The organism is Pseudomonas sp. microsymbiont 2 (genome assembly GCF_054788395.1).
Genome location: NZ_CM139112.1, coordinates 1,249,385 through 1,273,756, shown reverse-complemented (window position 1 = coordinate 1,273,756; position 24,372 = coordinate 1,249,385). Strand labels below are relative to the sequence as shown.

Annotated in this window: 20 protein-coding genes; 8 read left to right on the top strand and 12 right to left on the bottom strand. The window is 64.2% G+C overall.

What is annotated here, in order from left to right; translation table 11 throughout:
* Positions 1-10: 10 nt before the first annotated feature.
* The 6 genes from lepB to rpoE all read right to left on the bottom strand — a co-directional run bounded on the left by lepB (position 11) and on the right by rpoE (position 6,725).
* Positions 11-865, bottom strand: coding sequence for a signal peptidase I (gene lepB / locus ACYUME_RS05795; RefSeq protein ID WP_279885887.1), 855 nt, complete (start codon positions 863-865; stop codon positions 11-13).
* 5 nt (positions 866-870) lie between these two features.
* The gene (gene lepA, locus ACYUME_RS05790) at positions 871-2,670 is read right to left on the bottom strand and encodes a translation elongation factor 4 (protein WP_110739522.1); all 1,800 of its coding nucleotides are present in this window, start codon (positions 2,668-2,670) and stop codon (positions 871-873) included.
* Positions 2,671-2,940: 270 nt separating this feature from the next.
* Positions 2,941-4,341, bottom strand: coding sequence for a DegQ family serine endoprotease (locus ACYUME_RS05785; protein WP_460419294.1), 1,401 nt, complete (start codon positions 4,339-4,341; stop codon positions 2,941-2,943).
* 203 nt (positions 4,342-4,544) lie between these two features.
* A complete protein-coding gene (locus ACYUME_RS05780) occupies positions 4,545-5,510 on the bottom strand; it encodes a MucB/RseB C-terminal domain-containing protein (RefSeq protein ID WP_460418294.1) in 966 nt (321 codons plus the stop codon).
* Between the two features lie 8 nt (positions 5,511-5,518).
* On the bottom strand, positions 5,519-6,112 hold the full coding sequence (locus tag ACYUME_RS05775) for a sigma-E factor negative regulatory protein (RefSeq protein ID WP_279885881.1): 594 nt from the start codon (positions 6,110-6,112) through the stop codon (positions 5,519-5,521).
* A 31-nt stretch (positions 6,113-6,143) separates the two neighbouring features.
* Positions 6,144-6,725, bottom strand: coding sequence for an RNA polymerase sigma factor RpoE (gene rpoE / locus ACYUME_RS05770; RefSeq protein ID WP_010220971.1), 582 nt, complete (start codon positions 6,723-6,725; stop codon positions 6,144-6,146).
* A gap of 437 nt (positions 6,726-7,162) precedes the next feature.
* Between rpoE and nadB the strand changes: the two genes are divergently transcribed.
* Positions 7,163-8,767 (top strand): L-aspartate oxidase, encoded by a 1,605-nt coding sequence (gene nadB / locus ACYUME_RS05765; RefSeq protein WP_460418293.1) that lies wholly within the window; start codon positions 7,163-7,165, stop codon positions 8,765-8,767.
* Positions 8,768-8,862: 95 nt separating this feature from the next.
* Here nadB and ACYUME_RS05760 read toward each other — a convergent pair whose 3' ends face one another.
* Positions 8,863-9,321 (bottom strand): protein YgfX, encoded by a 459-nt coding sequence (locus ACYUME_RS05760; protein ID WP_460418292.1) that lies wholly within the window; start codon positions 9,319-9,321, stop codon positions 8,863-8,865.
* Positions 9,305-9,559, bottom strand: a complete 255-nt coding sequence (locus ACYUME_RS05755; RefSeq protein WP_133332057.1) for an FAD assembly factor SdhE — start codon at positions 9,557-9,559, stop codon at positions 9,305-9,307. The genes ACYUME_RS05760 and ACYUME_RS05755 overlap by 17 nt, the downstream gene beginning before the upstream one ends.
* A 133-nt stretch (positions 9,560-9,692) precedes the next feature.
* Here ACYUME_RS05755 and ygfZ point away from each other — a divergent pair, with 133 nt between their 5' ends.
* Positions 9,693-10,634 carry a CAF17-like 4Fe-4S cluster assembly/insertion protein YgfZ gene (gene ygfZ / locus ACYUME_RS05750; RefSeq protein ID WP_460418291.1) on the top strand — a complete coding sequence of 314 codons (942 nt, stop codon included), beginning with the start codon at positions 9,693-9,695 and terminating at the stop codon, positions 10,632-10,634.
* A gap of 55 nt (positions 10,635-10,689) precedes the next feature.
* Positions 10,690-11,496, top strand: coding sequence for an HDOD domain-containing protein (locus tag ACYUME_RS05745; protein ID WP_279885869.1), 807 nt, complete (start codon positions 10,690-10,692; stop codon positions 11,494-11,496).
* Between the two features lie 64 nt (positions 11,497-11,560).
* Here ACYUME_RS05745 and ACYUME_RS05740 read toward each other — a convergent pair whose 3' ends face one another.
* Complete coding sequence (locus ACYUME_RS05740; protein ID WP_279885867.1) at positions 11,561-12,940, bottom strand: sensor histidine kinase; 1,380 nt, start codon at positions 12,938-12,940, stop codon at positions 11,561-11,563.
* Positions 12,933-13,604: a response regulator gene (locus tag ACYUME_RS05735; protein ID WP_279885865.1), complete on the bottom strand. Its 672-nt coding sequence runs from the start codon at positions 13,602-13,604 to the stop codon at positions 12,933-12,935. Before ACYUME_RS05735 ends, ACYUME_RS05740 begins: the two co-directional genes overlap by 8 nt.
* A 200-nt stretch (positions 13,605-13,804) precedes the next feature.
* On the opposite strand from ACYUME_RS05735, the gene ACYUME_RS05730 reads away from it, so the two are divergent.
* From ACYUME_RS05730 to ACYUME_RS05710, 5 genes are all read left to right on the top strand, one after another.
* Complete coding sequence (locus ACYUME_RS05730; protein ID WP_279885864.1) at positions 13,805-15,094, top strand: OprD family porin; 1,290 nt, start codon at positions 13,805-13,807, stop codon at positions 15,092-15,094.
* A gap of 31 nt (positions 15,095-15,125) precedes the next feature.
* Positions 15,126-16,106, top strand: coding sequence for a Bug family tripartite tricarboxylate transporter substrate binding protein (locus tag ACYUME_RS05725; protein ID WP_279885862.1), 981 nt, complete (start codon positions 15,126-15,128; stop codon positions 16,104-16,106).
* A 170-nt stretch (positions 16,107-16,276) separates the two neighbouring features.
* Positions 16,277-16,735: a tripartite tricarboxylate transporter TctB family protein gene (locus ACYUME_RS05720; protein ID WP_279881615.1), complete on the top strand. Its 459-nt coding sequence runs from the start codon at positions 16,277-16,279 to the stop codon at positions 16,733-16,735.
* Positions 16,736-16,738: 3 nt separating this feature from the next.
* Positions 16,739-18,253 carry a tripartite tricarboxylate transporter permease gene (locus tag ACYUME_RS05715; RefSeq protein WP_460418290.1) on the top strand — a complete coding sequence of 505 codons (1,515 nt, stop codon included), beginning with the start codon at positions 16,739-16,741 and terminating at the stop codon, positions 18,251-18,253.
* Entirely contained in the window at positions 18,246-19,277 is a 1,032-nt protein-coding gene (locus ACYUME_RS05710) for an AbrB family transcriptional regulator (RefSeq protein ID WP_460418289.1), read from the top strand. Before ACYUME_RS05715 ends, ACYUME_RS05710 begins: the two co-directional genes overlap by 8 nt.
* Before the next feature lie 68 nt (positions 19,278-19,345).
* Here the strand turns inward: ACYUME_RS05710 and ACYUME_RS05705 are convergent, their stop codons facing one another.
* Both ACYUME_RS05705 and ACYUME_RS05700 read right to left on the bottom strand, forming a co-directional pair.
* The gene (locus ACYUME_RS05705) at positions 19,346-21,868 is read right to left on the bottom strand and encodes an autotransporter outer membrane beta-barrel domain-containing protein (RefSeq protein ID WP_460418288.1); all 2,523 of its coding nucleotides are present in this window, start codon (positions 21,866-21,868) and stop codon (positions 19,346-19,348) included.
* A gap of 249 nt (positions 21,869-22,117) precedes the next feature.
* Entirely contained in the window at positions 22,118-24,364 is a 2,247-nt protein-coding gene (locus ACYUME_RS05700) for a hypothetical protein (protein ID WP_460418287.1), read from the bottom strand.
* Positions 24,365-24,372 lie beyond the last annotated feature (8 nt).

Sequence of the window (24,372 nt, the reverse complement as noted above, 5' to 3'; positions counted from 1 at the left end):
CCGTCGATACTCAATGGATCAGCCCGACCCGCGACAGGTTAGGCAAGTGACTGAGCTTCGGCTCCGGCCAGCTCATCCACACCGCGAACGCCTTGCCGACGATATTGCGGTCCGGCACCATGCCCTGCAGTTCCTTGGGAATGTTCGGATCATCCCAGAAACGGCTGTCGTTGGAGTTGTCGCGGTTGTCACCCATCATGAAGTAGTGACCCGCCGGCACGGTCCATTGCTGGTCCGGCGGCATGCGGTAGCGGGTCATTTCCTTGCGGATCAGGTGCTCGGCCTCACCGAGTTTCTCCTTGTACAGCTCGGCGCTGCCCAACGTGCCCGGCTCGCTGCCGACCAGTTGTTCGGCAACCGCCTGGCCATTGACGTACAGGCGCTTGTCACTGGTGTAGCGAATCTGGTCGCCCGGCAGGCCGACCACACGCTTGATGTAGTTGACGTTCGGATCGCTCGGGTAGCGGAACACCATCACATCCCCACGCTGCGGGTCACCCACCTCGATGACCTTCTTGTCGATCACCGGCAGGCGGATACCGTAGGAGAACTTGTTCACCAGGATGAAGTCGCCCACTTCCAGCGTCGGCTTCATCGAGCCCGACGGGATCTGGAACGGCTCGACCAGGAACGAGCGCAGCACCAGCACGATGAACAGCACCGGGAAGAACGACTTGCCGTATTCGACCAGCAAGGGCTCCTTGTTCAGGCGTTCGACCACGGCCACTTCAGGCTGGGTGACGCTGCCCTGATAGTTGGCGATCGCCGCTCGCCGGCGCGGGGCCAGGAACAGCAGGTCGATCAAACCCAACAGACCACAGACGGCGACGGCGATGACGAGCAACAGCGGGAAATTTAGCGACATAGGACCTAGCTATCCAACCTGAGCACGGCGAGGAAGGCTTCTTGTGGGATCTCCACGTTGCCGACCTGTTTCATGCGTTTCTTACCGGCCTTCTGCTTCTCCAGCAGCTTCTTCTTACGGCTGACGTCGCCACCGTAGCACTTGGCCAGTACGTTCTTTCTGAGCGCCTTGACGGTCGTCCGCGCGATGATCTGGCCGCCGATGGCTGCCTGGATCGCCACATCGAACATCTGTCGAGGGATCAGTTCCTTCATCTTTTCGGTCAACGCCCGGCCTTTGTAGGCCGCGTTGTCGCGGTGCACGATCAAAGCCAGGGCATCGACCTTGTCACCGTTGATCAGCACATCCAGCTTGACCAGGTTGGCCGACTGGTAGCGGTCGAAATGATAGTCCAGCGACGCGTAGCCGCGACTGGTGGACTTGAGGCGGTCGAAGAAGTCCAGCACCACTTCGTTCATCGGCAGGTCGTAGCGCACCTGCACCTGGCTGCCGAGGAACTGCATGTCGCGCTGCACACCACGCTTCTCGATGCACAGGGTGATGACGTTGCCCAGGTGCTCCTGCGGCACGAGGATGGTGGCGGTGACGATCGGCTCGCGGAAATCGTTGACCGCCGAGACGTCCGGCAGCTTCGACGGGTTGTCGACGGTGATGGTTTCACCGGTCTTGAGCTCGAGCTCGTAGATCACGCTCGGGGCGGTGGTGATCAGGTCCAGGTCGTATTCGCGCTCCAGGCGCTCCTGGATGATCTCCATGTGCAGCATGCCGAGGAAGCCACAACGGAAGCCGAAGCCCAGGGCGTCCGAGCTTTCCGGCATGTACTGCAGCGACGAGTCGTTCAGGGTCAGCTTCTGCAGGGCGTCGCGGAAGTCCTCGAAGTCGTCGGAGCTGACCGGGAACAGGCCGGCGTAGACCTGCGGCTGGATCTTCTTGAAGCCTGGCAGCACTTCGACTTCAGGCGTGTTGGACAGGGTCAGGGTGTCACCCACAGGCGCGCCGTGAATGTCCTTGATGCTGGCGATGATGAAGCCTACTTCGCCGGCTTTCAGATCGGCGGTCTGCGTGTGTTTCGGGGTGAACACGCCGACGCTGTCGACCAGGTGCACCTTGCCGGTGGACTTGACCAGGATCTTGTCGCCCTTCTTGACGCGGCCCTGGCGCACGCGCACCAGAGAGACCACGCCCAGGTAGTTGTCGAACCAGGAGTCGATGATCAGCGCCTGCAGCGGCGCATCAATTTCACCCTCAGGCGCGGGGATGGTCTGGACCAGGCGCTCGAGCACCTCGTCGACACCCATGCCGCTCTTGGCGCTGCAGGCCACGGCGTCGGTGGCGTCGATGCCGATGATCTTCTCGATCTCGTCCTTGACGCGGTCCGGGTCGGCCTGGGGCAGGTCCATCTTGTTCAGCACGGGCATTACTTCCAGGCCCTGCTCGATGGCGGTGTAGCAGTTGGCGACCGACTGCGCCTCGACGCCCTGGCCGGCGTCGACCACCAGCAGCGCACCCTCGCACGCGGCCAGCGAACGCGAGACTTCATAGGTGAAGTCAACGTGGCCGGGAGTGTCGATGAAGTTCAGTTGGTAGGTCTTACCATCCTGCGCTTTGTAGTGCAGCGTGACGCTGTGGGCCTTGATGGTGATCCCGCGCTCGCGCTCCAGGTCCATGGAGTCGAGGACCTGGGCTTCCATTTCGCGCGCCGTCAGGCCACCGCACATCTGGATGAAACGGTCGGCCAGCGTCGACTTGCCATGGTCGATGTGGGCGATGATGGAGAAATTGCGGATATGACTCAAATCACTCACGGGTCAACACTCGAAAAGGCTGCGAGCCGGACGCCCGCCGAAAAATAGCCGGGAATTGTACCTCAAGCCGCAGGGATATGGGAGAACCCTTGTCACCTGCCTATCGGTTAGCGTGGGAGCGGGCTTGCCCCGCGATGGCGTCCGATCAGGCGAAAATGTTGCCTGTTCGAGCCACATCGCGGGGCAAGCCCGCTCCCACACAGGACCATCAAGTTCTGCTGCTCATGAAAAAGGGCAGCCGAAGCTGCCCTTTCCTACACGATGCCCAGCTTATTCAGCCAGCTTGAAGGTGATGAAGCTCGCTCGCCCCTGACGCAGCACGCGCATGGACACCGAACGGTTCTTCGGCAGCTCCTTGGCGATCTCGGTGAACTGCTTGGCCGAGGCGATGGCCTGGTTGTTCAGGTGGCTGATGACATCGCCCGGACGCAGGCCGATCATCGCCGCCGGGCCATCCTGGACCTCCTTGATCACCACGCCGCCCTTGAGCTCCAGGGATTTCTTCTGCTCGGCGGACAGGTCGGTCACCGAAACACCCAGGCGATTGCTGCTGCGCTCGGCGCCGCCCTGGGCACCGGTACCGATGTCGGCGTCGTCGTCCGGCAGGGCACCGACGGTGACATCCAGATTCTGGCGCTTGCCGTTGCGGATGATCTCCAGCTTGGCCTTGTCGCCGTCCTTGAGACCGCCCACCAGGTGCGGCAGGTCGGCCGACATGACGATCGGCTGGCCGTTCATGCTCAGGATCACGTCACCCACCTGCAGGCCACCCTTGGCTGCCGGGCCCTCTTCCAGCACCTGCGCCACCAGCGCGCCGGCCGGCTTGTCCAGGCCGAACGATTCGGCCAGGTCCTTGTTGACCTCCTGGATCACCACGCCCAGCCAGCCACGGCTGACCTTGCCGTCCTTCTTCAGCTGGTTCGACACATCGATCGCCACGTCGATCGGGATGGCGAACGACAGGCCCATGAAGCCGCCGGAGCGCGTGAAGATCTGCGAGTTGATCCCCACGACCTCGCCCTTCATGTTGAACAGCGGGCCGCCGGAGTTGCCCGGGTTGATGGCCACGTCGGTCTGGATGAACGGTACATAGGTGTCGTTCGGCAGGGTACGTCCCTTGGCGCTGACGATACCCTTGGTGACCGAATGGTCGAAGCCGAACGGCGAGCCGATGGCCAGTACCCACTCACCAACCTTCAATTTCTCCGAATCGCCCAGCTTGACGGTCGGCAGGTTCTTGCCCTCGACCTTGAGCAAGGCCACGTCGGTACGCGGGTCGGTGCCGACCAGCTTGGCCTGCAGCTCGCTGCGATCGGACAGACGGACGATGATCTCGTCGGCATCGGCGACCACATGGTTGTTGGTCAGCACGTAGCCATCGCTGGAAATGATGAAGCCCGAGCCCAGCGACTGGGCCTCACGTTGGCGGTCGCCACGGGGCGAACGCGGCTGCTGCGGCATGTTGCGCTCGAAGAACTCGCGGAACATCGGCGGCAGGCCTTCCAGATCCGGCATCTGTCCGGCGGCGATGCGGCGGTCCGGCAGCTTCTGCTTGGTACTGATGTTGACGACCGCCGGCGAGGCCTGCTCCACCAAGGTGGTGAAGTCCGGCAGGGCTTCCTCGGCCTGGGCGGTGAGCACCTGGCCGAGCATGAGCACCGCGGCGAACATCGAGAGATAGGTTTTCAAGCGTGGTATTGACATACGGCTCCCGTCACAACGAGCGTAGTTAGCAGTAGGACCCCTGCAGAAGCAGGAAAGGCCAGACTCCGAGAAGCCTGACCTATAGAAAATTTGCGGCTGGATTGCAAATGACAATGCTTTAATTTCATGTCAGCTCTGTGTAACAAGAGCTGTCAGAAGGCGGCGCGACCTCATTGCCGCGCCTGGGCATCCTGGGCCCGCATCGACAGGGCGATACGCTCGGCGGTCCCCAGGGGAATCTCCCCGACCACGGTGACCATCACCTTGCCCGTGGGCGTATTGAGACGGCGCGATACCGCGACGGTAGGACCGAGTTGGGCGCGGGTATCGGCACCGACATCGCTGCCGATCGGCTCCAGGAACACCGAGAAGCGCGCCAAGCCGTCGTCATACATCAGGCTGCTGACCGTGCTCTTGCGCGCCGGATCACGGCGCACCGAACTGTTGACCAGCTCGAAACCTGGCGGCAGCCAGTCGGAGCGCCACCCGGCGACGGTTTCCGCCGTCCTGGAGGCCCCCGGCTCGACTGGCTTGCACGCGGCGCTGGCGCTGAGATCGCCATCGCTCGGCAAGTCGTCGGTGTCGAGGCGGGTCATCTGGAAGCGTTCGAGCAATTGCCCTTTGTCGTTGAGCATCAACGAGCGCAGCGGCAAGCCTGTACGACGATCCAGGTGCAGTTCGAAGGCATATCGGTGCTGGTCGCGCGGGGTCAGGGTGACGATCACCGCGTCGCGACCGGCGACGCGTGACTTGCCCGCCACGCCCAGGTCGTACCAGCTCATCAGCTTGAGCGGATCGAGTGCACGCGGCGCGGAATCGGGCGGAGCACCGACGCCGCTGACCAGGGCGCCACTGACGCACTGCACCTTGCCATCGACACGCACGATTTCCTGGGCCGAGCCATCGAGCTGGAGCAAACGCTCGCTGACCCTGCCGTCCTGGACGCGATGCCAGATATCGTGGGTGGAGAAGCTGCCGTTGCGTTCGTAGACGAAGGAGCCCTGGTAACTCTGCTCTTGCTCGGCCCGTGCCAGCTTGCTCAGCCACTCGCTCGCCTCGGGCGAAGAGTTGGCCGCCAGGGCCTGTACCGTCAAGCTGCTGCCAAGCAGCAGCGACAGGAGAGGTAGCGCGCGCATGATCCTCCTTACTTGGCGGTTTCCAGGCTGGCAGCACGCGCGTAGGGCAGCGCGGTCTCGTTGCCCTTGAGCGCGGACTCCTGAGCGTGCTGACGCAGGTAACCTGGCAGGCGCTGATCCCAGCCGGCCTGATTCTGCAGCACACCGTTGGCCATCGGCCCGGTCGGTTGTTCGCTGCTTTCACTATAGCCTGCCAGAACGGCCGGGCCTTGTGCCTGTGGCATGCTCAGCCCCTGCTGGGCAGGCTGCTGCGCGGCCAGCTCGGCGCCGCCGATCTCGTCCTGGTTGTAGAAGCGCACGCCAGCCAGCACGGCAACGGTGACCGAGGCAGCCACGGCCAGACGGCCGATGCTGCGCCACGGACCTTGCTTGACCTTGGCCGGCACGGCCTCATCGGCCAGCGCCGCGGAGACCGCCGAGGCGATATCCAGTTTGGGCAGCAGCAATTCGTTGTGCATGGCTGCGCGAGCGACCTGGTAACGCGACCAGGTAGCACGGGTTTCGGCGTCGTCGACGGCGTTAAGCACGCGACGCAGCTCCAGTTCGTCCGCTTCGTTATCCATCACCGCGGACAGCGATTCCTGCAAAGCTTCACGACTCATGGCGGTTCCTCTCTTGGCTGTCGCCGCTGTCTCAGGTTTCCTGCAACAGAGGCTGCAGGGCTTTGTCTATGGCCTCCCGAGCGCGGAAGATTCGAGAGCGCACGGTACCCACCGGACATTGCATGACACTGGCAATGTCTTCGTAACTCAGACCGTCGAACTCGCGCAGCGTCAATGCCGTGCGCAAATCCTCGGGCAGCTGCTGGATGGTGCGATGGACCGTGCCTTCGATTTCATCCCGCAACAACGCGCGCTCTGGGGACTCGAGATCCTTGAGACCATGATCGCCGTCGTAAAACTCCGCATCCTCGGAGCTCACATCGCTGTCTGGCGGCCGTCTTCCACGGGACACCAGGTAGTTCTTCGCCGTGTTGATGGCGATGCGGTACAGCCAGGTATAGAAAGCACTGTCACCGCGAAAATTTCCAAGCGCCCGGTATGCCTTGATGAAGGCTTCCTGCGCCACGTCCTGCGCCTCATGGGTGTCGTGTACGAAACGCACGATCAACCCGAGAATCTTGTGCTGATACTTCAGCACCAACAGATCGAACGCTCGCCTGTCGCCGCGCTGCACGCGCTCGACAAGCTGCTGATCCTCTTCCTGGGTTAGCATGAACACTCCTCAGTGAACTCGAAGGAGCGTCGCGACAGCCATCGTTCAGGCTTGCAACCATAGACTCGGGCTTTGCGCAAAAGTTCTCCCCTCCAAGCAAGTTTCCTGCGGCCCTTGGTCGGCTCGCACGGAAGACGCAGCGCGGTCGCGACCGGCTGCGTCGATATTCTGGTTTCAGTACACAGGTGCCAGCCCAAGATAGAGCTGCCGCCCTGCGTCGCCGCGGCAAAATGTGGCGTCTGGGCAGCCTTCATGAGATTTCCGCGGCTATAGGAAAGTTCCCCAAGAAGATCGCCGCCAACGCTCAAGCGCCATTGGAAATCAGGCCCCCGGGGCTGCTATAAAGGCATCCCGGCCAGGATTCACGATAGTTTCACAATGCCATCGGCGCCTGACTATTGTGCCGTGCCCCCCTCAAAGATTACTAGTGTCCCGACATGAGCCAACAATTCCAACATGATGTCCTGGTGATCGGCAGTGGTGCCGCCGGTCTCAGCCTGGCACTGAACCTCCCCGGCCACCTGCGCATCGCCGTGCTGAGCAAGGGCGACCTGGCCAACGGTTCGACCTTCTGGGCCCAGGGCGGCGTCGCCGCGGTGCTCGACGACACCGACACCGTGCAGTCCCATGTCGAGGACACCCTGAACGCGGGCGGCGGACTGTGCCACGAGGATGCCGTGCGCTTCACCGTCGAGCACAGCCGCGAGGCCATCCAGTGGCTGATCGAGCAAGGCGTGCCCTTTACCCGCGACGAACACTACAGCGTCGACGACGGTGGCTTCGAGTTCCACCTCACCCGCGAGGGCGGCCACAGCCATCGGCGCATCATCCATGCCGCCGACGCCACGGGCGCGGCGATCTTCACCACCCTGCTGGAGCGCGCGCGCCAGCGCCCGAACATCGAACTGCTCGAGCAACGCGTGGCGGTCGACCTGATCACCGAACGGCGCCTGGGCCTGGCGGGCGATCGCTGCCTGGGGGCCTACGTGCTGGACCGCAACACCGGCGAGGTCGACACCTTCGGCGCCCGCTTCACCGTGCTGGCCACGGGCGGCGCGGCCAAGGTCTATCTCTATACCAGCAACCCCGACGGCGCCTGTGGCGATGGCATCGCCATGGCCTGGCGGGCCGGCTGCCGGGTGGCGAACCTGGAATTCAATCAATTCCACCCGACTTGCCTGTACCACCCGCAAGCCAAGAGCTTCCTGGTCACCGAAGCGCTACGTGGCGAGGGCGCGCTGCTGCGCCTGCCCAACGGCGAGCGCTTCATGCCGCGCTTCGACCCGCGCGAGGAACTGGCGCCCCGAGACATCGTCGCCCGCGCCATCGACCACGAAATGAAACGCCTGGGCGTGGACTGCGTGTACCTGGACATCAGCCACAAGCCCGCCGAGTTCATCAAGAGCCACTTCCCGACAGTCTACGAGCGCTGCCTGAGCTTCGGCATCGACATCACCCGCCAACCCATCCCGGTGGTGCCGGCGGCGCACTACACCTGTGGCGGCGTGGTGGTCGACGACCGTGGCCATACCGACGTGCCTGGCCTCTACGCCATCGGCGAAACCAGTTTCACCGGCCTGCACGGGGCCAACCGCATGGCCAGCAACTCGTTGCTCGAATGCTTCGTCTATGGCCGCGCCGCCGCCGCCGACATCGAGGCGCATCTTGAGCAAGTGAGCATGCCTCGCGCCCTGCCCTGCTGGGATGCCAGCCAGGTGACCGACTCGGACGAAGACGTGATCATCGCGCACAACTGGGACGAGCTGCGGCGCTTCATGTGGGACTACGTGGGTATCGTGCGCACCAGCAAGCGCCTGCAACGCGCCGAGCACCGGGTGCGCATGCTGCTGGACGAGATCGATGAGTTCTACAGCAACTACAAGGTCAGCCGCGACCTGATCGAGTTGCGCAACCTGGCCCAGGTGGCCGAGCTGATGATTCGCTCGGCGATGCAGCGCAAGGAAAGCCGCGGCCTGCACTACACCCTCGACTACCCAGGCATGCTGCCGGAGGCGGTGGATACCATCCTTAGCCCACGCTGACGCCCTGCGCGGGCAAACCCGCTCCCACAGATCGAGGCCAGCGCGATCGCCGTGGGAGCGGGTTTACCCGCGAAGGGCATGCCGCGATCGCAGCATCATGGCCGCGAAACCTCGGCCCACCTTCGGCGGCTGAATTTAAGCCGTACCCGCAAGCGCCGATGCTGCTCGTGCTCCAGCGCATCCCTGGGAATGCACTGCCCCTCGCTCCACCATCGCCCCTTGCGCACGAAACGCAGCACCACCATCCCCGGTAAAGCGACACTGTCCCGGCACAGCCGCGCCGGCTGCCAGCCCCCCGCGCGCCAGTAAAGGCGCCAACCGCGCGCATCGCGACGCAAGCCGGTGATGGCCTGGGGATGGGTCAGCAGGATTCGGCGGGGGATGACCCAGCAGGCGTGGGCAAGACAGACAAGCGCCAGCAGGCAGCGCAGCCCTGCCGGCAAGGCAACGACGGCAAGCGTCGTCAATGCCAGCGCCAGGCTGGCGAGGTAGGCCGTCAGCAGCAGGCGCGAGCCCTGCCAACGGCACTCGAAGGCATCACTTGGGCTGGACACGGTCCAGGATGATGCGGACCATGCGCTGCAGCTCCGGGTCCTCTGACTCGGTGCGCTCCATGAACCAGCCGAACATGTCCTGGTCTTCGCAGGTCAGCAGCCGGCGATACAGCTCCCGGTCCGCTTCGCTCAGGTTCGGATAGACCTCCTGGGTGAATGGCACCAGCAGCACGTCCAGTTCCAGCATGCCGCGACGGCTGTGCCAGAAAAGCCGGTTGAGTTCAGTTTGTTCGACCATGGAGCCCTCCTCGAGTGGTCGCGCAGTATACCGCGCGGCGGACGAAGCGGCACAAGGCGTTGGTCTAGTCACCTACCTATTTTGTTACCGGCGTTCTATGATGGCCGCCAGTCTCCAGCTACCGCGATGACCCATGGCCGATACCGCTTTCTTCTGTCCCCTCTCCCACGAGGGCATTCTCGCCGTCCGCGGCTCCGACGCCGGCAAATTCCTGCAAGGCCAGCTGACCTGCAACATCAACTATCTCGGCGACGAGCACGCGAGCCTCGGTGCCCGCTGCATGGTCAAGGGCCGCATGCAATCGAGCTTTCGCATCGTGCCTGAAGGCAACGGCTACCTGCTGGCCATGGCCAGTGAACTGCTCGAGGCGCAACTGGCCGACCTGAAGAAATACGCCGTGTTCTCCAAAGCCACCTTGAGCGACAACAGCGCCGCCTGGACCCGCTTCGGCCTGCAGCACGGCGATGCCGCCCTGCAGGCGCTGGGCCTGAGCGTGCCGAGCGCGGCCGGTGCGACCGTTCGCCACGAGGGCCTGATCGCCATCGCCGTGTCGAGCGGCCGCGTGGAGCTCTGGGCGCCAGCCGAAGAGGCCGCCCGCGTGCGCGACCAGCTGTCCGCCGTGCTGCCCGAAGGCACGCTCAACGATTGGCTGCTCGGCCAGATCCGCGCCGGCATCGGCCAGGTCATGGGGCCGACCCGCGAACTGTTCATTCCGCAGATGATCAACCTGCAGGCCGTCGATGGCGTGAGCTTCAAGAAGGGTTGCTACACCGGCCAGGAAATCGTCGCGCGCATGCAGTACCTGGGCAAGCTCAAGCGCCGCCAATACCGTCTGGCACTCGACCAGGCCGATGTGCCGGCGCCGGGCGCCGAGATCTTCTCGCCCACCCACGGCTCGTCGGTCGGCGAAGTGGTACTGGCCGCCAGCAGCGGCAGCGGCGTGGAGCTGCTGGCCGTGCTCAGCGCCGAAGCGGTCGCCGATGACAACCTGCATTTGGGCAGCCTGGAAGGCCCGCGCCTGACGCTGCTCGACCTGCCTTACGAACTGGACCGCGACCGGGAAATCCAGCGCTGACCAGCCTGCCCCGCCGTCACCGCGACGGGGCCGCACCACTGCCGTAGAGAAGTCCATGAACAAGCTGGCCGAGATGGTCCAAGCGCAATTGCTCGACGCCATCGACAAGGACGACCTGGTCCTGCCGACCCTCCCGGAAGTTGCCCTGAGCATCCGCGAAGCAGCCGAGGACAGCGAGATCAGTGTCGCCGCCCTGAGCAAGGTGATCAGCCGCGACGCCGCGCTGTCGGCGCGCCTGATCAAAGTGGTCAACAGCCCGCTGTTGCGCGCCGCCGTCGAAGTCACCGACCTGCATACCGCCATCACGCGCCTGGGTATCAACTACAGCTGCAACCTCGCCATCGGCCTGGTGATCGAGCAGATCTTCCATGCCCGGGCGCCGGCAGTTGAACAGAAACTGCGGGACATCTGGGCCAACAGCCTGGAAGTCGCAGGCATCAGCTACGAAATCTGCCGCCGCTTTACCCAGCTCAAGCCCGACCAGGCCACCCTCGGCGGCCTGGTTCACCAGATCGGTGCCCTGCCGGTGCTGATCTATGCCGAAGAACACAACGAGCTGCTGTCCGATCCGGTGTGCCTGCACTACGTGATCGAACAGATCCAGCCGGTGCTGGGCGACAAGATCCTCAGTGCCTGGGAGTTCCCCGAGCAACTGGTCGACCTGCCCGGCCAGGTCCAGGACCTGGACCGGCGCACCGACCGGATCGACTATATCGACGTCGTACAGATCGCCCGCTGCATCAGCCAGCGCGGCCGCAGCCGGCCGCTGGCCGCCCTGCCGGCCTACCGGCATCTGGGACTGCCCTATGGCACCGAGCTGGACATCGCCGAGCTGCTGGATGCGCGCAGCATGCTGCGCTGATCGACGCCCACCTGCACGGCCCTTTCGCGGCTAAACCCGCGAAAGGACCAGTACTGGCCATGCATCAATCCGCGATGAAACTCACCCGCACCTTCAGCCCGCCCCGCTCGCCATCGTGCAGGCTGATCTGCGCCAGGTGCGCCCGGCAGATCTCACCCACGATGGCCAGCCCCAGCCCGCTGCCCTGGGCGCTGCGCCGGTAGAAGCGCTCGAACACCCGTTCACGCTCATCCTGCGGAATCCCTGGGCCGTCGTCCTCGACCTCGAGCACGGCCGGCGCCAGTACCCGCAGGACCACATCGCCCCCAGGCGGGGTATGGGCCAGGGCGTTGTCCACCAGGTTGCTGAGTAGTTCGTTGAGCAAGGTCGGCTCGCCCTTGAGCCATACCGGCGCCTCGGCCTCCAGCGCCAGGGCCACGCCCCGGGCATGGGCCAGCGGCGCCATGGCCATGCCCAGTTCGCGGGCCAGCTGGCTCAGGTCCAGGCGCTGGGCGCCGCCTTCGGCAATGGCCCTGGCGCCGTTCTCCACCCGGGCCAGGGACAGCAGCTGGTTGGCCAGATGGGTCAGCCGGTCCGTGCCCTGGGCCGCCGCCTCGAGCGTCTTGCGCCATTCCTCGGGCTCTTTCGAGCGCAGGCCCAGTTCGACCCGCGCCTTGAGTGCCGCCAGCGGCGTGCGCAGCTCATGGGCGGCATCGGCGATGAACTGCGCCTGGCGCTCGAACTGCCCGCGCAAGCGCTCGGTGAAGTGGTTCAACGCCCGCACCAGCGGCCCCAGCTCGCGCTGCACCTGGACCACCGGCAAGGCGCGCAGGTCATCCGGCTGGCGCTCTTCCACCGCCGTGCGCAGGCGCTCCAGCGGGCGCAACGCGGCGCTGACCGCGAACCACACCATCACCAGCGCGCCGAGCGCCAGCATGCCCAGGCGCAGCAGGGTATCGGCCATCAACCCACGGGCCATGCGCACCCGAGCCTCTTCGGTCTCGGCCACGCGGATCTCGGCCATGCCGTTCATGTTCGGCTCGCTCACCGCCTTGAGCAGGCTGACCACACGCACGTCCTGGCCCAGGTAGGTGGCGTTGTAGAAGCGCGCCAGGGCCGGGTAATCGTCGGTGCGCGGCGTGCCGGGCGGCGGCGGCGGCAGGTTCTCGTAGCCGGAGATCAGCTTCTGGTGGATATCCAGCACCTGGTAGTAGATGCGCCCGGCGCTGTCGTAGGCGAAGGTGTCCAAGGCCACGTAGGGCACATCGGCGCTGAGCGTGCCATCGCGCTGGGACAACCCGGCGGCGATGGTCCGCGCCGAGGCCAGCAGCGTGCGGTCGTAGGCGGTGTCGGCGGCTTCGCGGCCATTCCAGTAGGCGCTTAGGCCGCTGGCCAGCATCAGCACCACCAGCAACAGCGCCAGGTTGCCCAGCAGGCGCCCGCGCAGGCTGACGTTGTCACGCATCGCGGTGCTCTAGCAGGTAGCCCAGGCCGCGGAAGGTGACGATATGCACGGGGTGGCCGTCGAGCTTCTTGCGCAGGCGGTGAACGTAGATCTCGATGGCATCGGGGCTGGCTTCCTCGTCCAGGCCGAACACCTGGGCGGCCAGCTGCTCCTTGCTCATCACCCTTCCAGGCCGGGCGATCAGGGCTTCGAGCACGCTCTGCTCGCGCTGGGTCAGGGTGAGCGGCTCGTCGCTGAGGGTGAAGCGTCGGGTATCCAGGTCGTAGACCAGCGGGCCGCAGCGCTGCTGGCGCTCCCCGCCCAGCACGCTGCGACGCAGCAAGGCCTTGACCCGGGCCTCGAGTTCGGTCAGCTCGAAGGGCTTGGCCAGGTAGTCGTCGGCGCCCAGGTTCAGGCCATGCACGCGGTCCTTCACATCGCTGCGCGCCGTGAGCATCAGCACCGGCAGGGTCTTGCCACGCGCGCGCAGGCGCGCCAGCACCTCGAAGCCGTCCAGGCGCGGCAGGCCGACATCCAGCACCGCCACGGCATAGTCCTCACTGGCCAGGGCCAGGTCGGCGGCCACGCCGTCGTGCAGCACATCCACGGTCAGGCCCTGGCTCTTGAGAGCCTGGGCCACGCTTTCGGCCAGTTGCAGATGGTCTTCGACCAGCAGCACACGCATCGGATTCTCCCTGCTCGGGTGGGCTTTTTGCGCGGAGTGTACCGCCGTGGCGGGGACTGTGAAGCCCTCGCGAGAAACCTTTCACGCTGAAAGGTTAGCGAAAGGTTGGTTGCCTAGCATCGCACCACGGTCGCCCCGCGCGCCGCAAAAAGCACCAGCAAGGTGCAAACCAATAAGAACAATAAATGGAGTCACCGACGATGCTGTCCACACAGCCGCAGGCGTTCGCGCCTACCCGTTCCTTCGCCGCTCGACCTTCCGCCCTCGCCAGCGCCGTCGCCCTTGCCGGTGTCGCGCCCATGAGCCAGGCCGCCTTCTTCGAAGACAGCACGGCCACCTTCGAAACCCGCAACATGTACTTCAACCGCGACTTCCGCGACGGCACCAGCGCGCAGCAATCCAAGCGCGACGAATGGGCCCAGGGGTTCATGCTCAACTTCGAGTCCGGCTACACCGAGGGCACCGTGGGCTTCGGCCTCGACGCGCTGGGCATGCTCGGCATCAAGCTCGACTCCAGCAAGGACCGCACCGATACCGGCCTGTTGCCGACCCACGACAACGGCAAGGCCGCCGACGAGTACTCCAAGCTCGGCCTGACCGGCAAGGTCAAGGTCTCGCAGACCGAACTGAAGATCGGCACGCTGATCCCCGAACTGCCCACCCTGCAGCCCAACGACGGACGCATCCTGCCGCAGACCTTCGAAGGCGGCCTGCTCACCTCGAAGGAGATCAAGGGCCTGACCTTCACCGGCGGGCGCCTGGAAAAGGCCAAGGACCGCAACGACACCAACTGGGAAGACCTGGCCCTGAACAACAAGAACGGTCGCTTCGGCGGCTCGTTCAGCGCCGACAACCTGAACCTGGGCGGCCTGGACTACCAGTTCACCGACCGCATCACCGGCAGCTACCACTTCGCCCAGCTCGACGACATCTACCGCCAGCATTTCATCGGCATGCTCGCCACCCAGCCCTGGGGCCCGGGCACCTTCGGCGCCGACCTGCGCCTGGCGATCAGCGACGACGCAGGCGCGGCCAAGGCCGGCAAGATCGACAACACCACCTTCAACGGCATGCTCAGCTACACCCTGGGCGGGCACAAGGTCAGCGGCGCCTGGCAGCAGCTGTCCGGCGACAGCGCCTTCCCCTACGTCGATGGCGCCGACCCGTACCTGGTCAACTTCGTCCAGATCAACGACTTCGCAGGCGCCGACGAGCGCTCCTGGCAAGCACGCTACGACTACAACTTCGCCGCCCTGGGCATCCCCGGCCTGACCTTCATGACCCGCTACCTCAGCGGCGACAACGTCACCCGCGCCGCCGGCGGCGAAGGCAAGGAGTGGGAACGCAACACCGAACTGAAGTACGTGGTACAAAGCGGCCCGTTGAAGAACGTCGCCGTGCGCCTGCGCAACGCCACCTTCCGCTCCAACTTCGCCCGCGACGCGGACGAGGTGCGGCTGCTGGTGAGCTACAGCGTGGCTCTGTGGTAACCCATAACAACAACGCTCACGGAGATTGACGATGACCTTTTCACTGCGCCGCCTCGCCCTGGCCACCGGCTGCCTGCTGCTGGCCGGCAATGCCCTGGCCGCCGAACCCAAACGTCCCGAATGCATCGCCCCGGCCTCGCCCGGCGGCGGTTTCGACCTGACCTGCAAGCTGGTGCAGAGCGCCCTGGTGCAGGAGAAGATCCTCAGCAAGCCGATGCGCGTGACCTACATGCCCGGCGGTGTCGGCGCGGTGGCCTACAACGCCGTGGTCGCCCAGCGCCCGGGCGACGCCGGCACCCTGGTGGCCTGGTCCAGCGGCTCGCTGCTGAACCTGGCCCAGGGCAAGTTCGGCCGCTTCGACGAGAACGCGGTGAAATGGGTGGCGGCGGTCGGCACCAGCTATGGCGCCATCGCGGTCAAGAGCGACTCGCCCTACAAGACCCTCGACGATCTGGTCGCGGCCTTGAAGAAGGACCCGAGCAAGGTAGTGATCGGCTCCGGTGGCACCGTCGGCAGCCAGGACTGGATGCAGACCGCGCTGATCGCCAAGGCCGCCGGCATCAACCCGCGCGACCTGCGCTACGTGGCCCTGGAAGGCGGCGGCGAGATCGCCACCGCGCTGCTTGGCGGGCATATCCAGGTCGGCTCCACCGACATCTCCGACTCCATGCCGCACATCCAGAGCGGCAACATGCGCATTCTCGCGGTGTTCGCCGAGAACCGCCTGGACGAGCCGGAGATGAAGGACATCCCCACCGCCAAGGAGCAGGGCTACGACATCGTCTGGCCGGTGGTGCGCGGCTTCTACCTGGGGCCGAAGGTCAGCGACGAGGACTACGCCTGGTGGAAGAGCTCGTTCGACAAGATGCTGGCCTCCGAGGACTTCGCCAAACTGCGTGACCAGCGCGAGCTGTTCCCCTTCGCCATGACCGGCGAGGAGCTGGACGGCTACGTGAAGAAGCAGGTGGCGGACTACAAGGCGCTGGCTCGTGAGTTCGGGCTGATCCAGTAAGCCTCCCGCGATCCCTGCAGGAGCGGCCTTGTGTCGCGAAAGGGCTGCGCAGCGGCCCCAGGATTTCAGCTTCGCAGCATGAAGTGCCGGGGCTGCTGCGCAGCCCTTTCGCGACACAAGGCCGCTCCTACAGGGGCCGCGTCATGCCGATGAACCATGAGGATTCTTCCATGATCCTGCAACGCCTCTTCGCCCTGGCCCTGCTGGCGCTGTGCGCCGTGCTGGCCGTGATGGCCTGGCCCTACCAGGCCGCCTTCTCCTACGAACCGGTGGGCCCGCGCGCCTACCCGCTGCTGATGCTCGGCCTGATGAGCCTGGGCCTTTTGTACCTGGCGATCCGCCCCACGCCCATCGTGCGCAAGGACGACGAGCCGGAGCTGGACCGCCAGACCCTGATCAAGATCAGCGCCTGCGTCGGCCTGCTGATCGTCTTCGCCAGCACCTTCGAAGCCCTGGGCTTCATCCTCAGCGCCATTCTGGTCGGCGTGCCCATGGCCCGCCTGTACGGCGGCCGCTGGCTGCACAGCGCGGTCGTGGTGGTGGGCATGAGCGTCTTCCTCTACTGGCTGTTCGACCGCGTGATGGACGTCCCCCTGCCCCTCGGCCTGCTCGCCGTACTGGAGAACTGACACATGGATACCTTGAGCTACCTGGGCCAGGGCTTCGGCGTCGCCCTGAGCCCGTACAACCTGGTCACCGCCCTCACCGGCACCCTGATCGGCACCGTGGTCGGCCTGCTGCCGGGCCTGGGCCCGATCAACGGCGTGGCCCTGCTGATCCCCATCGCCTTCGCCCTCGGCCTGCCGCCTGAGTCGGCGCTGATCCTGCTGGCAGCCGTGTACCTGGGCTGCGAATACGGTGGGCGGATCAGCTCGATCCTGCTGAACATCCCTGGCGAAGCCTCCACCGTGATGACCACCCTCGACGGCTACCCCATGGCCCGCAGCGGCCTGGCCGGCGTGGCCCTGTCGCTGTCGGCCTGGAGTTCGTTCATCGGCGCCTTCATCGCCACCTGCGGCATGGTGCTGTTCGCCCCACTGCTGGCGAAATGGGCGATCGCCTTCGGCCCGGCGGAGTACTTCGTGCTGATGGTGTTCGCCATCGTCGCCCTCGGCGGCATGGCCGGTGACAAGCCCTTGAAAACCTTCATCGCCGCGCTGATCGGCCTGTTCCTGTCGGCGGTCGGCATCGATGCCAACAGTGGCGTGTACCGCTTCACCGGCGACAGCGTGCACCTGGCCGACGGCATCCAGTTCGTGGTGCTGGTGCTGGGCCTGTTCTCCATCAGCGAGATCCTGCTGCTGCTGGAAAAGACCCACCACGGTCACGTGGCGGTCAAGGCCACCGGGCGCATGCTGTTCAACCTCAAGGAAGCGGCGTCGGTGTTCTTCGTCAATATCCGCTGCGGCCTGCTCGGCTTCGTCATGGGCGTGCTGCCCGGCGCCGGCGCGACCCTGGCCAGTGCCGTGGCCTACATGACCGAGAAGCGCCTGGCCGGTGACAGCGGCAAGTTCGGCAAGGGCGACGCCCGTGGCCTGGCGGCACCGGAAACCGCCATCGGCGCCTCCTGCTGCGGCGCCCTGGTGCCGATGCTGACCCTCGGCGTACCGGGCTCGGGCACCACCGCGGTGATGATCGGCGCGCTGACCCTGTACAACATCACCCCCGGCCCGCTGCTGTTCGAACAGCAACCGGACATCGTCTGGGGCCTGATCGCCTCGCTGTTCATCGCCAACATCATGCTGATCATCCTCAACGTGCCGATGATCCGTGTGTTCACCCGCATCCTCGCGGTGCCGAACTGGGCGCTGGTGCCGGTGATCGCGATCATCACCGCGATCGGCGTGTACGCGGTGCATGCCACCACCTTCGACCTGTTCCTGATGGTCGGCATCGGCATCATGGGCTACATCCTGCGCAAGCTGGACTTCCCGCTGTCGCCGATCCTGCTCGGTTTCATCCTCGGCGGGCTGATGGAACAGAACCTGCGCCGCGCGCTGTCGATCTCCAACGGTGAATTGGGCATCCTCTGGTCGAGCCCGATCAGCATGGGCGTCTGGGTGCTGACGCTCTGCATGCTCAGCCTGCCGCTGCTGCGCATCTGGCGCAAACGTGCCCTGCAGCGCCGGGCCATGGCCGATGCCTGATCGGTCGTTGCCGCTGTTCTGGGCCACCGGGCTGGTCGGTCTCGCTGGCGGTTGCGCCGCCAGCCTGGTCGGCTGGCCTTTGCCATGGATGGTCGGTTCGCTGCTGGCGATCATCCTGGTGCGCTGCCTGACGCCGTGGCAGCTCAGCGAAATCCCCAATGGCCGCAAGTGCGGGCAATGGATCATCGGCATCGGCATCGGCCTGCACTTCACCCCGGCGGTGATCGAGCAAGTGGCCAGTCACTTCGCGCTGATCTTCTTCGGCGCGCTGTTCACCACCCTCTCCAGCGTGATCAGCGTGTGGCTGCTGCGGCGCACCGGCGAAGACCGCGCCACGGCGTTCTTCGCCAGCATGCCGGGCGGCTCGGGCGAGATGGTCAACCTCGGCGCGCGCAATGGCGCGGTGCTCAGCCAGGTGGCCGCGGCGCAGAGCCTGCGGGTGCTGGCGGTGGTGCTGTGCGTGCCGGCGCTGTTCAAGCTGCTGCTGGGTGATGGCGTGCCGCTGAATCATGCCGGCAGCGTCAGCTGGGGCTGGCTGGCGCTGATCGCGCCGTTGGGTGTGGGCGTGGCGCTGATCTGGCAACGCCTGCGTCAACCCAACCCGTGGCTGTTCGGGCCATTGCTGGTGGCCGCCACGGTGAGCCTTGCCGGCAATCTGCAGATCGGCCTGCCCGATGGCGCCAGCCAGATCGGCCAGTGGCTGATCGGCAGCGGCCTGGCCTGCCACTTCAACCGGGCGTTCTTCCGTCGCGCGCCGTCGTTCCTCGGCCGTACCTTGCTGGCCACGGGCTTGTGCATGCTGATCGCCGCCGGCGCGGCTTGGGCGTTGAGCCTGCTTACGCACCTGGACCTGCGCTCGCTGACCTTGGGGATGATGCCAGGTGGCATCGCGGAGATGAGCCTGACGGCGGAGACCCTGCAATTGTCGGTGCCGTTGGTGACGGCGTTGCAGGTGATGCGGTTGTTGTTCGTGCTGTTTTTGGCCGAGCCGTTGTTTCGGCGGTGGAATGCGGGCGAAGCCTGAGCAGCCTGTCGCGGCTTTCAATGAAAATGAAAAAGGAAGCCTGACAAGCTTCCTTTTCCACACATCGATCAGAAATCGTAACGCACGCCCACATTCACACCGTAAGGCTGTTCGATATTCTTGCCATTGCTGTACTCCACGTCGGCATGCACGCGGAACTGCTTGGACAGCGCCAGCGACACACCCACACCCAGCTCGGCACGCGAACCCGACAGATCATTGTTGAACACGTTGTCGTTGACCTGCACCTGGTTGCGTTGGGCGAACTCATGGGCGAAGGCACCTTTCACATAAGGCTGCACCATGGCCCCGCCATCGAGCGGGATGGTCTTGCCGACGGTGGTGCCCACCTTGCCCAGCAACGACTTGGCCATGTCGCCTTCGGCGCGCAGGCCGTTGTCGAAGGTATAGTCCTTGCCAGCGACCGCTGCAGTCGCCACCTGGACGAAAGGCTCGATGAAGTAACCGTCGTTGAGCTTGATGTGCTTGCCCGCCTCCACCGACGCGCTCACACCGTGGGTATCGTAGTCGCCCTTGCTACGGGTGTGGTCGCTCATGCCGACCTTGGCATTGTTCTGGTAGCGGTTGTACTTGAGCACCGTATCGACATAAAAGCCAGTCTCGCGATCCAGCCAGGTGGCGTAACCGCCAACATAATAGCTATCCACGGTACCGGAAGTACCATAGTCGAGATTCAGGTCCGAACGACTACTACCCGCCAGCACGCCCACCAACCAGTCGCTGTCGGCCAGCTGCATGTCGGCGCCCAGACTCAAGCCACGCTGGTTCTGCTGGTAACCCGCCCCCAGGGATGCACCGCTGACGTTGTACTGGTTACCGTAGGCACGCATCCAAACACCAGCGTCGCGTCCTTCACTGTAACGCAGCTCGCCCATGCGGCTGCGCAGCGAGCTGAGTTCGCCGTATGCCACGGTGATAGGCGTGTTGAACAGCGCCATGGCGGCCATGGTGATTGGCGCGATGGTGCGGGTCTCGCGGTTGAGAACCCAGTCATTGCCCTCTTGCGCCAGTTCGTAGGAGTACGCGCCCACGTCGACCCGTTCGCGGTCGTTGAGCAGATGGAACTGTGCACCGCCGTCGGCCGTCTGCACCAGGCGCAGCGAGTCGACACTCGCCTCCTGGCCACTGCTGCCCACCAGCAGGCCGTGATTGCCCTCCGATGTGCCAGTGACGATCAACTGGTCGCCGTTGCCGGTGACAAAGTCGCTGTCCATGACAAAGGTGCCGTTGCCAGAGAGGTTGGTCACCGTCAGGCTGTGGAAGCGGCCAGGGTCACCGAAAGTGACCTGTCCACCCTGCATGACCAGATCCCCCACGTCACTGTCGCTATTGAGCGTCCAGTGGGTACCGTCACCGAACATGGCACTGTTCACATTGTGCAAGCCCCCCAGCAACTGCGCTCCGTTGCGCAGATCGAGAGTCGCGCTTCCCCCCTGCGCCACAACCACGTCGCCTGTCATCTGCCCCTGATCCAGCTGCAGCTCGAAGGAGCCGGTAGGCCCGACCGAGACGTCGCCGGTCAGCGAGGAGCGCGTGAAGTTCGCCTGGGTGGCACCTGCGGATTGAATGTTGCCGGTCATTTGCGAATCGACAAGCGCCAGGACTAGCGTGCCGCTCTCTGCAGTCGTGGCGTTGCCGTTAACAGTCGAGCCATTGAGGGTGACCGTCGAAGTGCCCGTGCTTTCGATATCGCCATTTAGCGAAGAACGGATCAAGTTTGCCTGGGTGATGCCAGCGGACTTGATGCTGCCGCTCATCGTCGAATCCTGAAATACCAGGTCAAGATTGCCGGTAGCGCTGGTAACAGCATCACCGTTCAGGGTCGAACCGCTGAAGTTGATGGTCGAAGTGCCAGCGTTGTCGATCCCGCCAGTGAACGTGGAGGCTTCGACGCGAACGTTTGCCGTACCTTGCTGACGAACCTCCAAGGCGGTGCCATTGCCACCCGTCAGGCTGGAGCCATTGAGCACTTCCAGCGTCGCGACGCTCGCTTGGCCGACCACGATGGCCGGGCCGGCGACACCGGACACATGGCTGTTGTCCAACGTCAACTGAGGCGTATTGTTCGTCAAGCTTTCGGCCAGCATCTGCACACCAGCAGTCTGCCCGGTGATGCGGCTTCCACCCTCGACCCGTGCCGCGCCGCCCATCAGCCGCAAGCCTGGGCCTACCCTGCCGGTCATCTGGGTGTTGCGCAGCAGTAGTTGGCTGCCCGCCGTGACCTGGGCACCGATGCCTGCGCTGATCTGGCTGTCACTCACGCTGGCGGTCGATTGGCCGAAGCTGCGCGCCAACAACAGGCCCATGCCGTTACCGGTGTTGACGATATTCGCGTTGGCAATGGTGGCTGTGCCGTCGAGCAAGGCGATGGCATTGCCGGAGGCCACTGAAACGACGCCACTGGTCATGTTCAGTGTCGACTGGTTGATCTGCAGTGCCTCGGTCTGTGCACCGTTGACATTCAAGATGGAATTGGCGCTGACATTGTAGAACGTGACGGGGGTGGTGGCGTCGATGGTCAACGTTTCGCCCACTAGATCGCGAGCGGTGGCGTGGCCGGAGTAGGCCACGAGTGTCACCAGGGCGATGACACCCTTGAGGGATAAGCTAGAACAATTACAGGTACTGAAGATCGGCATTCCTGGACCTCTCGGTTCAATCGCAAAGGATGCGCAGAAAGCTGGGTACTGCCCGCCAGCCTCACTGCAGGCTCGAGAAGGCTAGTGAGAGCAGGGATCTTGGCGTATAGGAAAATTCAACAAATAGATGCAGGCTTTTCAACAACCAGGGCGGTCAGCGCCCGCCCTGGTTGTCTTGCCTCACGCCCTCCGAGGGCGTCCGGAGCCCCACAAGGCGCAGTAGCCTTGATTGTTGCCATTGACCGCGTAACGCACCATGACGCTGTTCGACATGTCGACCACACCGTCCTCACGCTGGACCGTGAAGCTACTGAGGAACGAACCTGTCAGCGGTCCGCGAGGCTCTGGGCTTCCTGCCGGGAACTTGATGTCATTGAAAGGCAGCACCAGCGTGATCGTGCCCGAGCTTGTGACCGTGCCGCTGATTTCGGCAGGCTCCGAGTACGGCGCGATCCCCCTTGCGCTGGCGGAATATTGCAACTGGACGGTGACATTTGCGCCAATGTTCAGCGTTGGCTCGTTGATCTGCAGTTGAATGCCGTTCCAAGGTTGAGAGTTGCAGTTGAGGATGTTGGTGGTGGGGGTAGTTGAGCCAGCCGGCCGGTTTTCCCTTGCACCATGACCCTTGGCTGGATCGACCGGGTCTGTGATGTCGACATTCAAGTAGCGCACGAAGGACGTCAGCGTGACGACGGCGGCGACGGTGACTGGCGTTACCAGGGAACGCTGGGCGTTGTCTTCGAAGTCAGAGCCAGCTGGCGGATAGACCTCGAAGTAAGCTTCCTTCAAGCCATTCCCGTGGCGCGCGATTGTTGCCCATGGCAACTCGACATTGATGGTCGAACCGTCGACAGGTGGGTCCGGCAGTTCGATCGCAGGCACCGCAATGATCTCCTCGGCGGAACCTGCAGATCCGTAGTAGATCCGAATCCTGCTACCTGCTTGCGCGTTAGCGTAGGTGGTAAAGACGATAGTCGCCGGCAAATTGAAATCTTCCGGTCGAATCCTGTTATCCACCGGGTCGGCGCCGCCACCGCGTACCACGAGCTGGCCGAGCAGAGGGTTCGGGCTGCCATCGTCCGGATCCGGAGTCGGCCCCACGGTCCGCAGGTCCACCGCCACGACGGCAGGGGGTGATTGCCGTGGAGTCACTTCCCCCCGGGACCACTCATAAGTCACCGACAACTCATAGTTGGCCTGCCCATCTGGCTGGGCCAGGTTATCCCACGTCGCGACCACCGTGCGAGGCGCCGTGCCGTAGGTAATGGGGGACAGCCTTTGCGGGCCAGAAGGCGTTTGCAAAATCACGACGAGACCGTCGTTGGGCTGCGCAGAGACGATGTCCGGAACCTGGATGGTCAGCCCCGCCCTCGCCAGCTCGCGGTTGACGCGCGCGGCCTGCAGAATCGGGGCCGGCAAGACCGTGGGCACATCCTCCAGCTGCACCTCCACCACAAGGCTGCCAGACTCCGCCGACTCCCACCCCGTACGATCGCGCAGCCTGTACTTGACCTGCTTGAGGCCCGCCCCCCAACCTTCGACGACGGTGTTGCTAAGGTCGATCGTCTGCACCAGTTCGTCACCGACCGGATAGATGTCGATGGGCACCAGCTCGACGCCATTGACGCTGATCAAAATCTGGTCGGCGGGCCATTTCCCCGAGTAATCGGCAAGCGGGAAGGAAATGCTCGGATTGTTTCGCAGGTAATCCCGATCGATCACCGCGTCCGCCGGAAGATTGGCCGGCCGTCCCAGGGCACGGGGCTGAGTCCCGCGGGAAGGTGGGAACTGGTCGACATAGACGCGTTGAGGTTCGGACGCTACCTCGTTACCAATCTCGCTGTTCGCCACCGAATAGAAGATATCAACGAAGCCTTCTGGCACCGTAGCCCAGAAAGCGGGATCGACCGCTACGCTGATGGATTCTTCCCTCTCAGGGTCGAACGCTACTCTTGTCAGCTCGCTGACCTTTACGGGATTTGGAATCTTGTTGCCAAACGCGTCATCTAGATAGTCCATTCGCCATAGATAGATCAGGTCGAACGAGCCAAGGAAGTCGTCAGGGATATTGGGTGGTAACACCGTCACTGGCCAAGCCGGGATGGTCAGGGTCACATAGTTATTACGATCATCTGTAACATCAAAAGCCTCACGCGGAATAGTGACACCCCGTCCGTCACCGTTATCAGGCAGGACTTTGTCGGCGTCTATGACGAAGTCCCCACTGCTCGCCGTGGACTGCTGATTGACAGACATCAGCCCACTGCTGGTTGCCTTGGCTTTATTCTTTTTATACTCAGCTAGCGCCTGATCAATTTTATTTGAAAGCGCCAGGAATTCTTCTTTAGTCTTTACCGGGTCCGGTTTCGTAGCCCCTGGCGCAGAGGTTTCTCCCGCCGCAATACTGTTCTTCTCAAAGCTGGTCATAGCGTTCT

Bases quoted from the DNA above. Each gene is read 5' to 3' on its own strand.
- lepB (WP_279885887.1), bottom strand. From the start codon at position 865: ATGTCGCTAAATTTCCCGCTGTTGCTCGTCATCGCCGTCGCCGTCTGT.
- ACYUME_RS05785 (WP_460419294.1), bottom strand. From the start codon at position 4,341: ATGTTCGCCGCGGTGCTCATGCTCGGCCAGGTGCTCACCGCCCAGGCC.
- ACYUME_RS05780 (WP_460418294.1), bottom strand. From the start codon at position 5,510: ATGCGCGCGCTACCTCTCCTGTCGCTGCTGCTTGGCAGCAGCTTGACG.
- ACYUME_RS05775 (WP_279885881.1), bottom strand. From the start codon at position 6,112: ATGAGTCGTGAAGCTTTGCAGGAATCGCTGTCCGCGGTGATGGATAAC.
- rpoE (WP_010220971.1), bottom strand. From the start codon at position 6,725: ATGCTAACCCAGGAAGAGGATCAGCAGCTTGTCGAGCGCGTGCAGCGC.
- nadB (WP_460418293.1), top strand. From the start codon at position 7,163: ATGAGCCAACAATTCCAACATGATGTCCTGGTGATCGGCAGTGGTGCC.
- ACYUME_RS05755 (WP_133332057.1), bottom strand. From the start codon at position 9,559: ATGGTCGAACAAACTGAACTCAACCGGCTTTTCTGGCACAGCCGTCGC.
- ygfZ (WP_460418291.1), top strand. From the start codon at position 9,693: ATGGCCGATACCGCTTTCTTCTGTCCCCTCTCCCACGAGGGCATTCTC.
- ACYUME_RS05745 (WP_279885869.1), top strand. From the start codon at position 10,690: ATGAACAAGCTGGCCGAGATGGTCCAAGCGCAATTGCTCGACGCCATC.
- ACYUME_RS05740 (WP_279885867.1), bottom strand. From the start codon at position 12,940: ATGCGTGACAACGTCAGCCTGCGCGGGCGCCTGCTGGGCAACCTGGCG.
- ACYUME_RS05735 (WP_279885865.1), bottom strand. From the start codon at position 13,604: ATGCGTGTGCTGCTGGTCGAAGACCATCTGCAACTGGCCGAAAGCGTG.
- ACYUME_RS05730 (WP_279885864.1), top strand. From the start codon at position 13,805: ATGCTGTCCACACAGCCGCAGGCGTTCGCGCCTACCCGTTCCTTCGCC.
- ACYUME_RS05725 (WP_279885862.1), top strand. From the start codon at position 15,126: ATGACCTTTTCACTGCGCCGCCTCGCCCTGGCCACCGGCTGCCTGCTG.
- ACYUME_RS05720 (WP_279881615.1), top strand. From the start codon at position 16,277: ATGATCCTGCAACGCCTCTTCGCCCTGGCCCTGCTGGCGCTGTGCGCC.
- ACYUME_RS05715 (WP_460418290.1), top strand. From the start codon at position 16,739: ATGGATACCTTGAGCTACCTGGGCCAGGGCTTCGGCGTCGCCCTGAGC.
- ACYUME_RS05710 (WP_460418289.1), top strand. From the start codon at position 18,246: ATGCCTGATCGGTCGTTGCCGCTGTTCTGGGCCACCGGGCTGGTCGGT.
- ACYUME_RS05700 (WP_460418287.1), bottom strand. From the start codon at position 24,364: ATGACCAGCTTTGAGAAGAACAGTATTGCGGCGGGAGAAACCTCTGCG.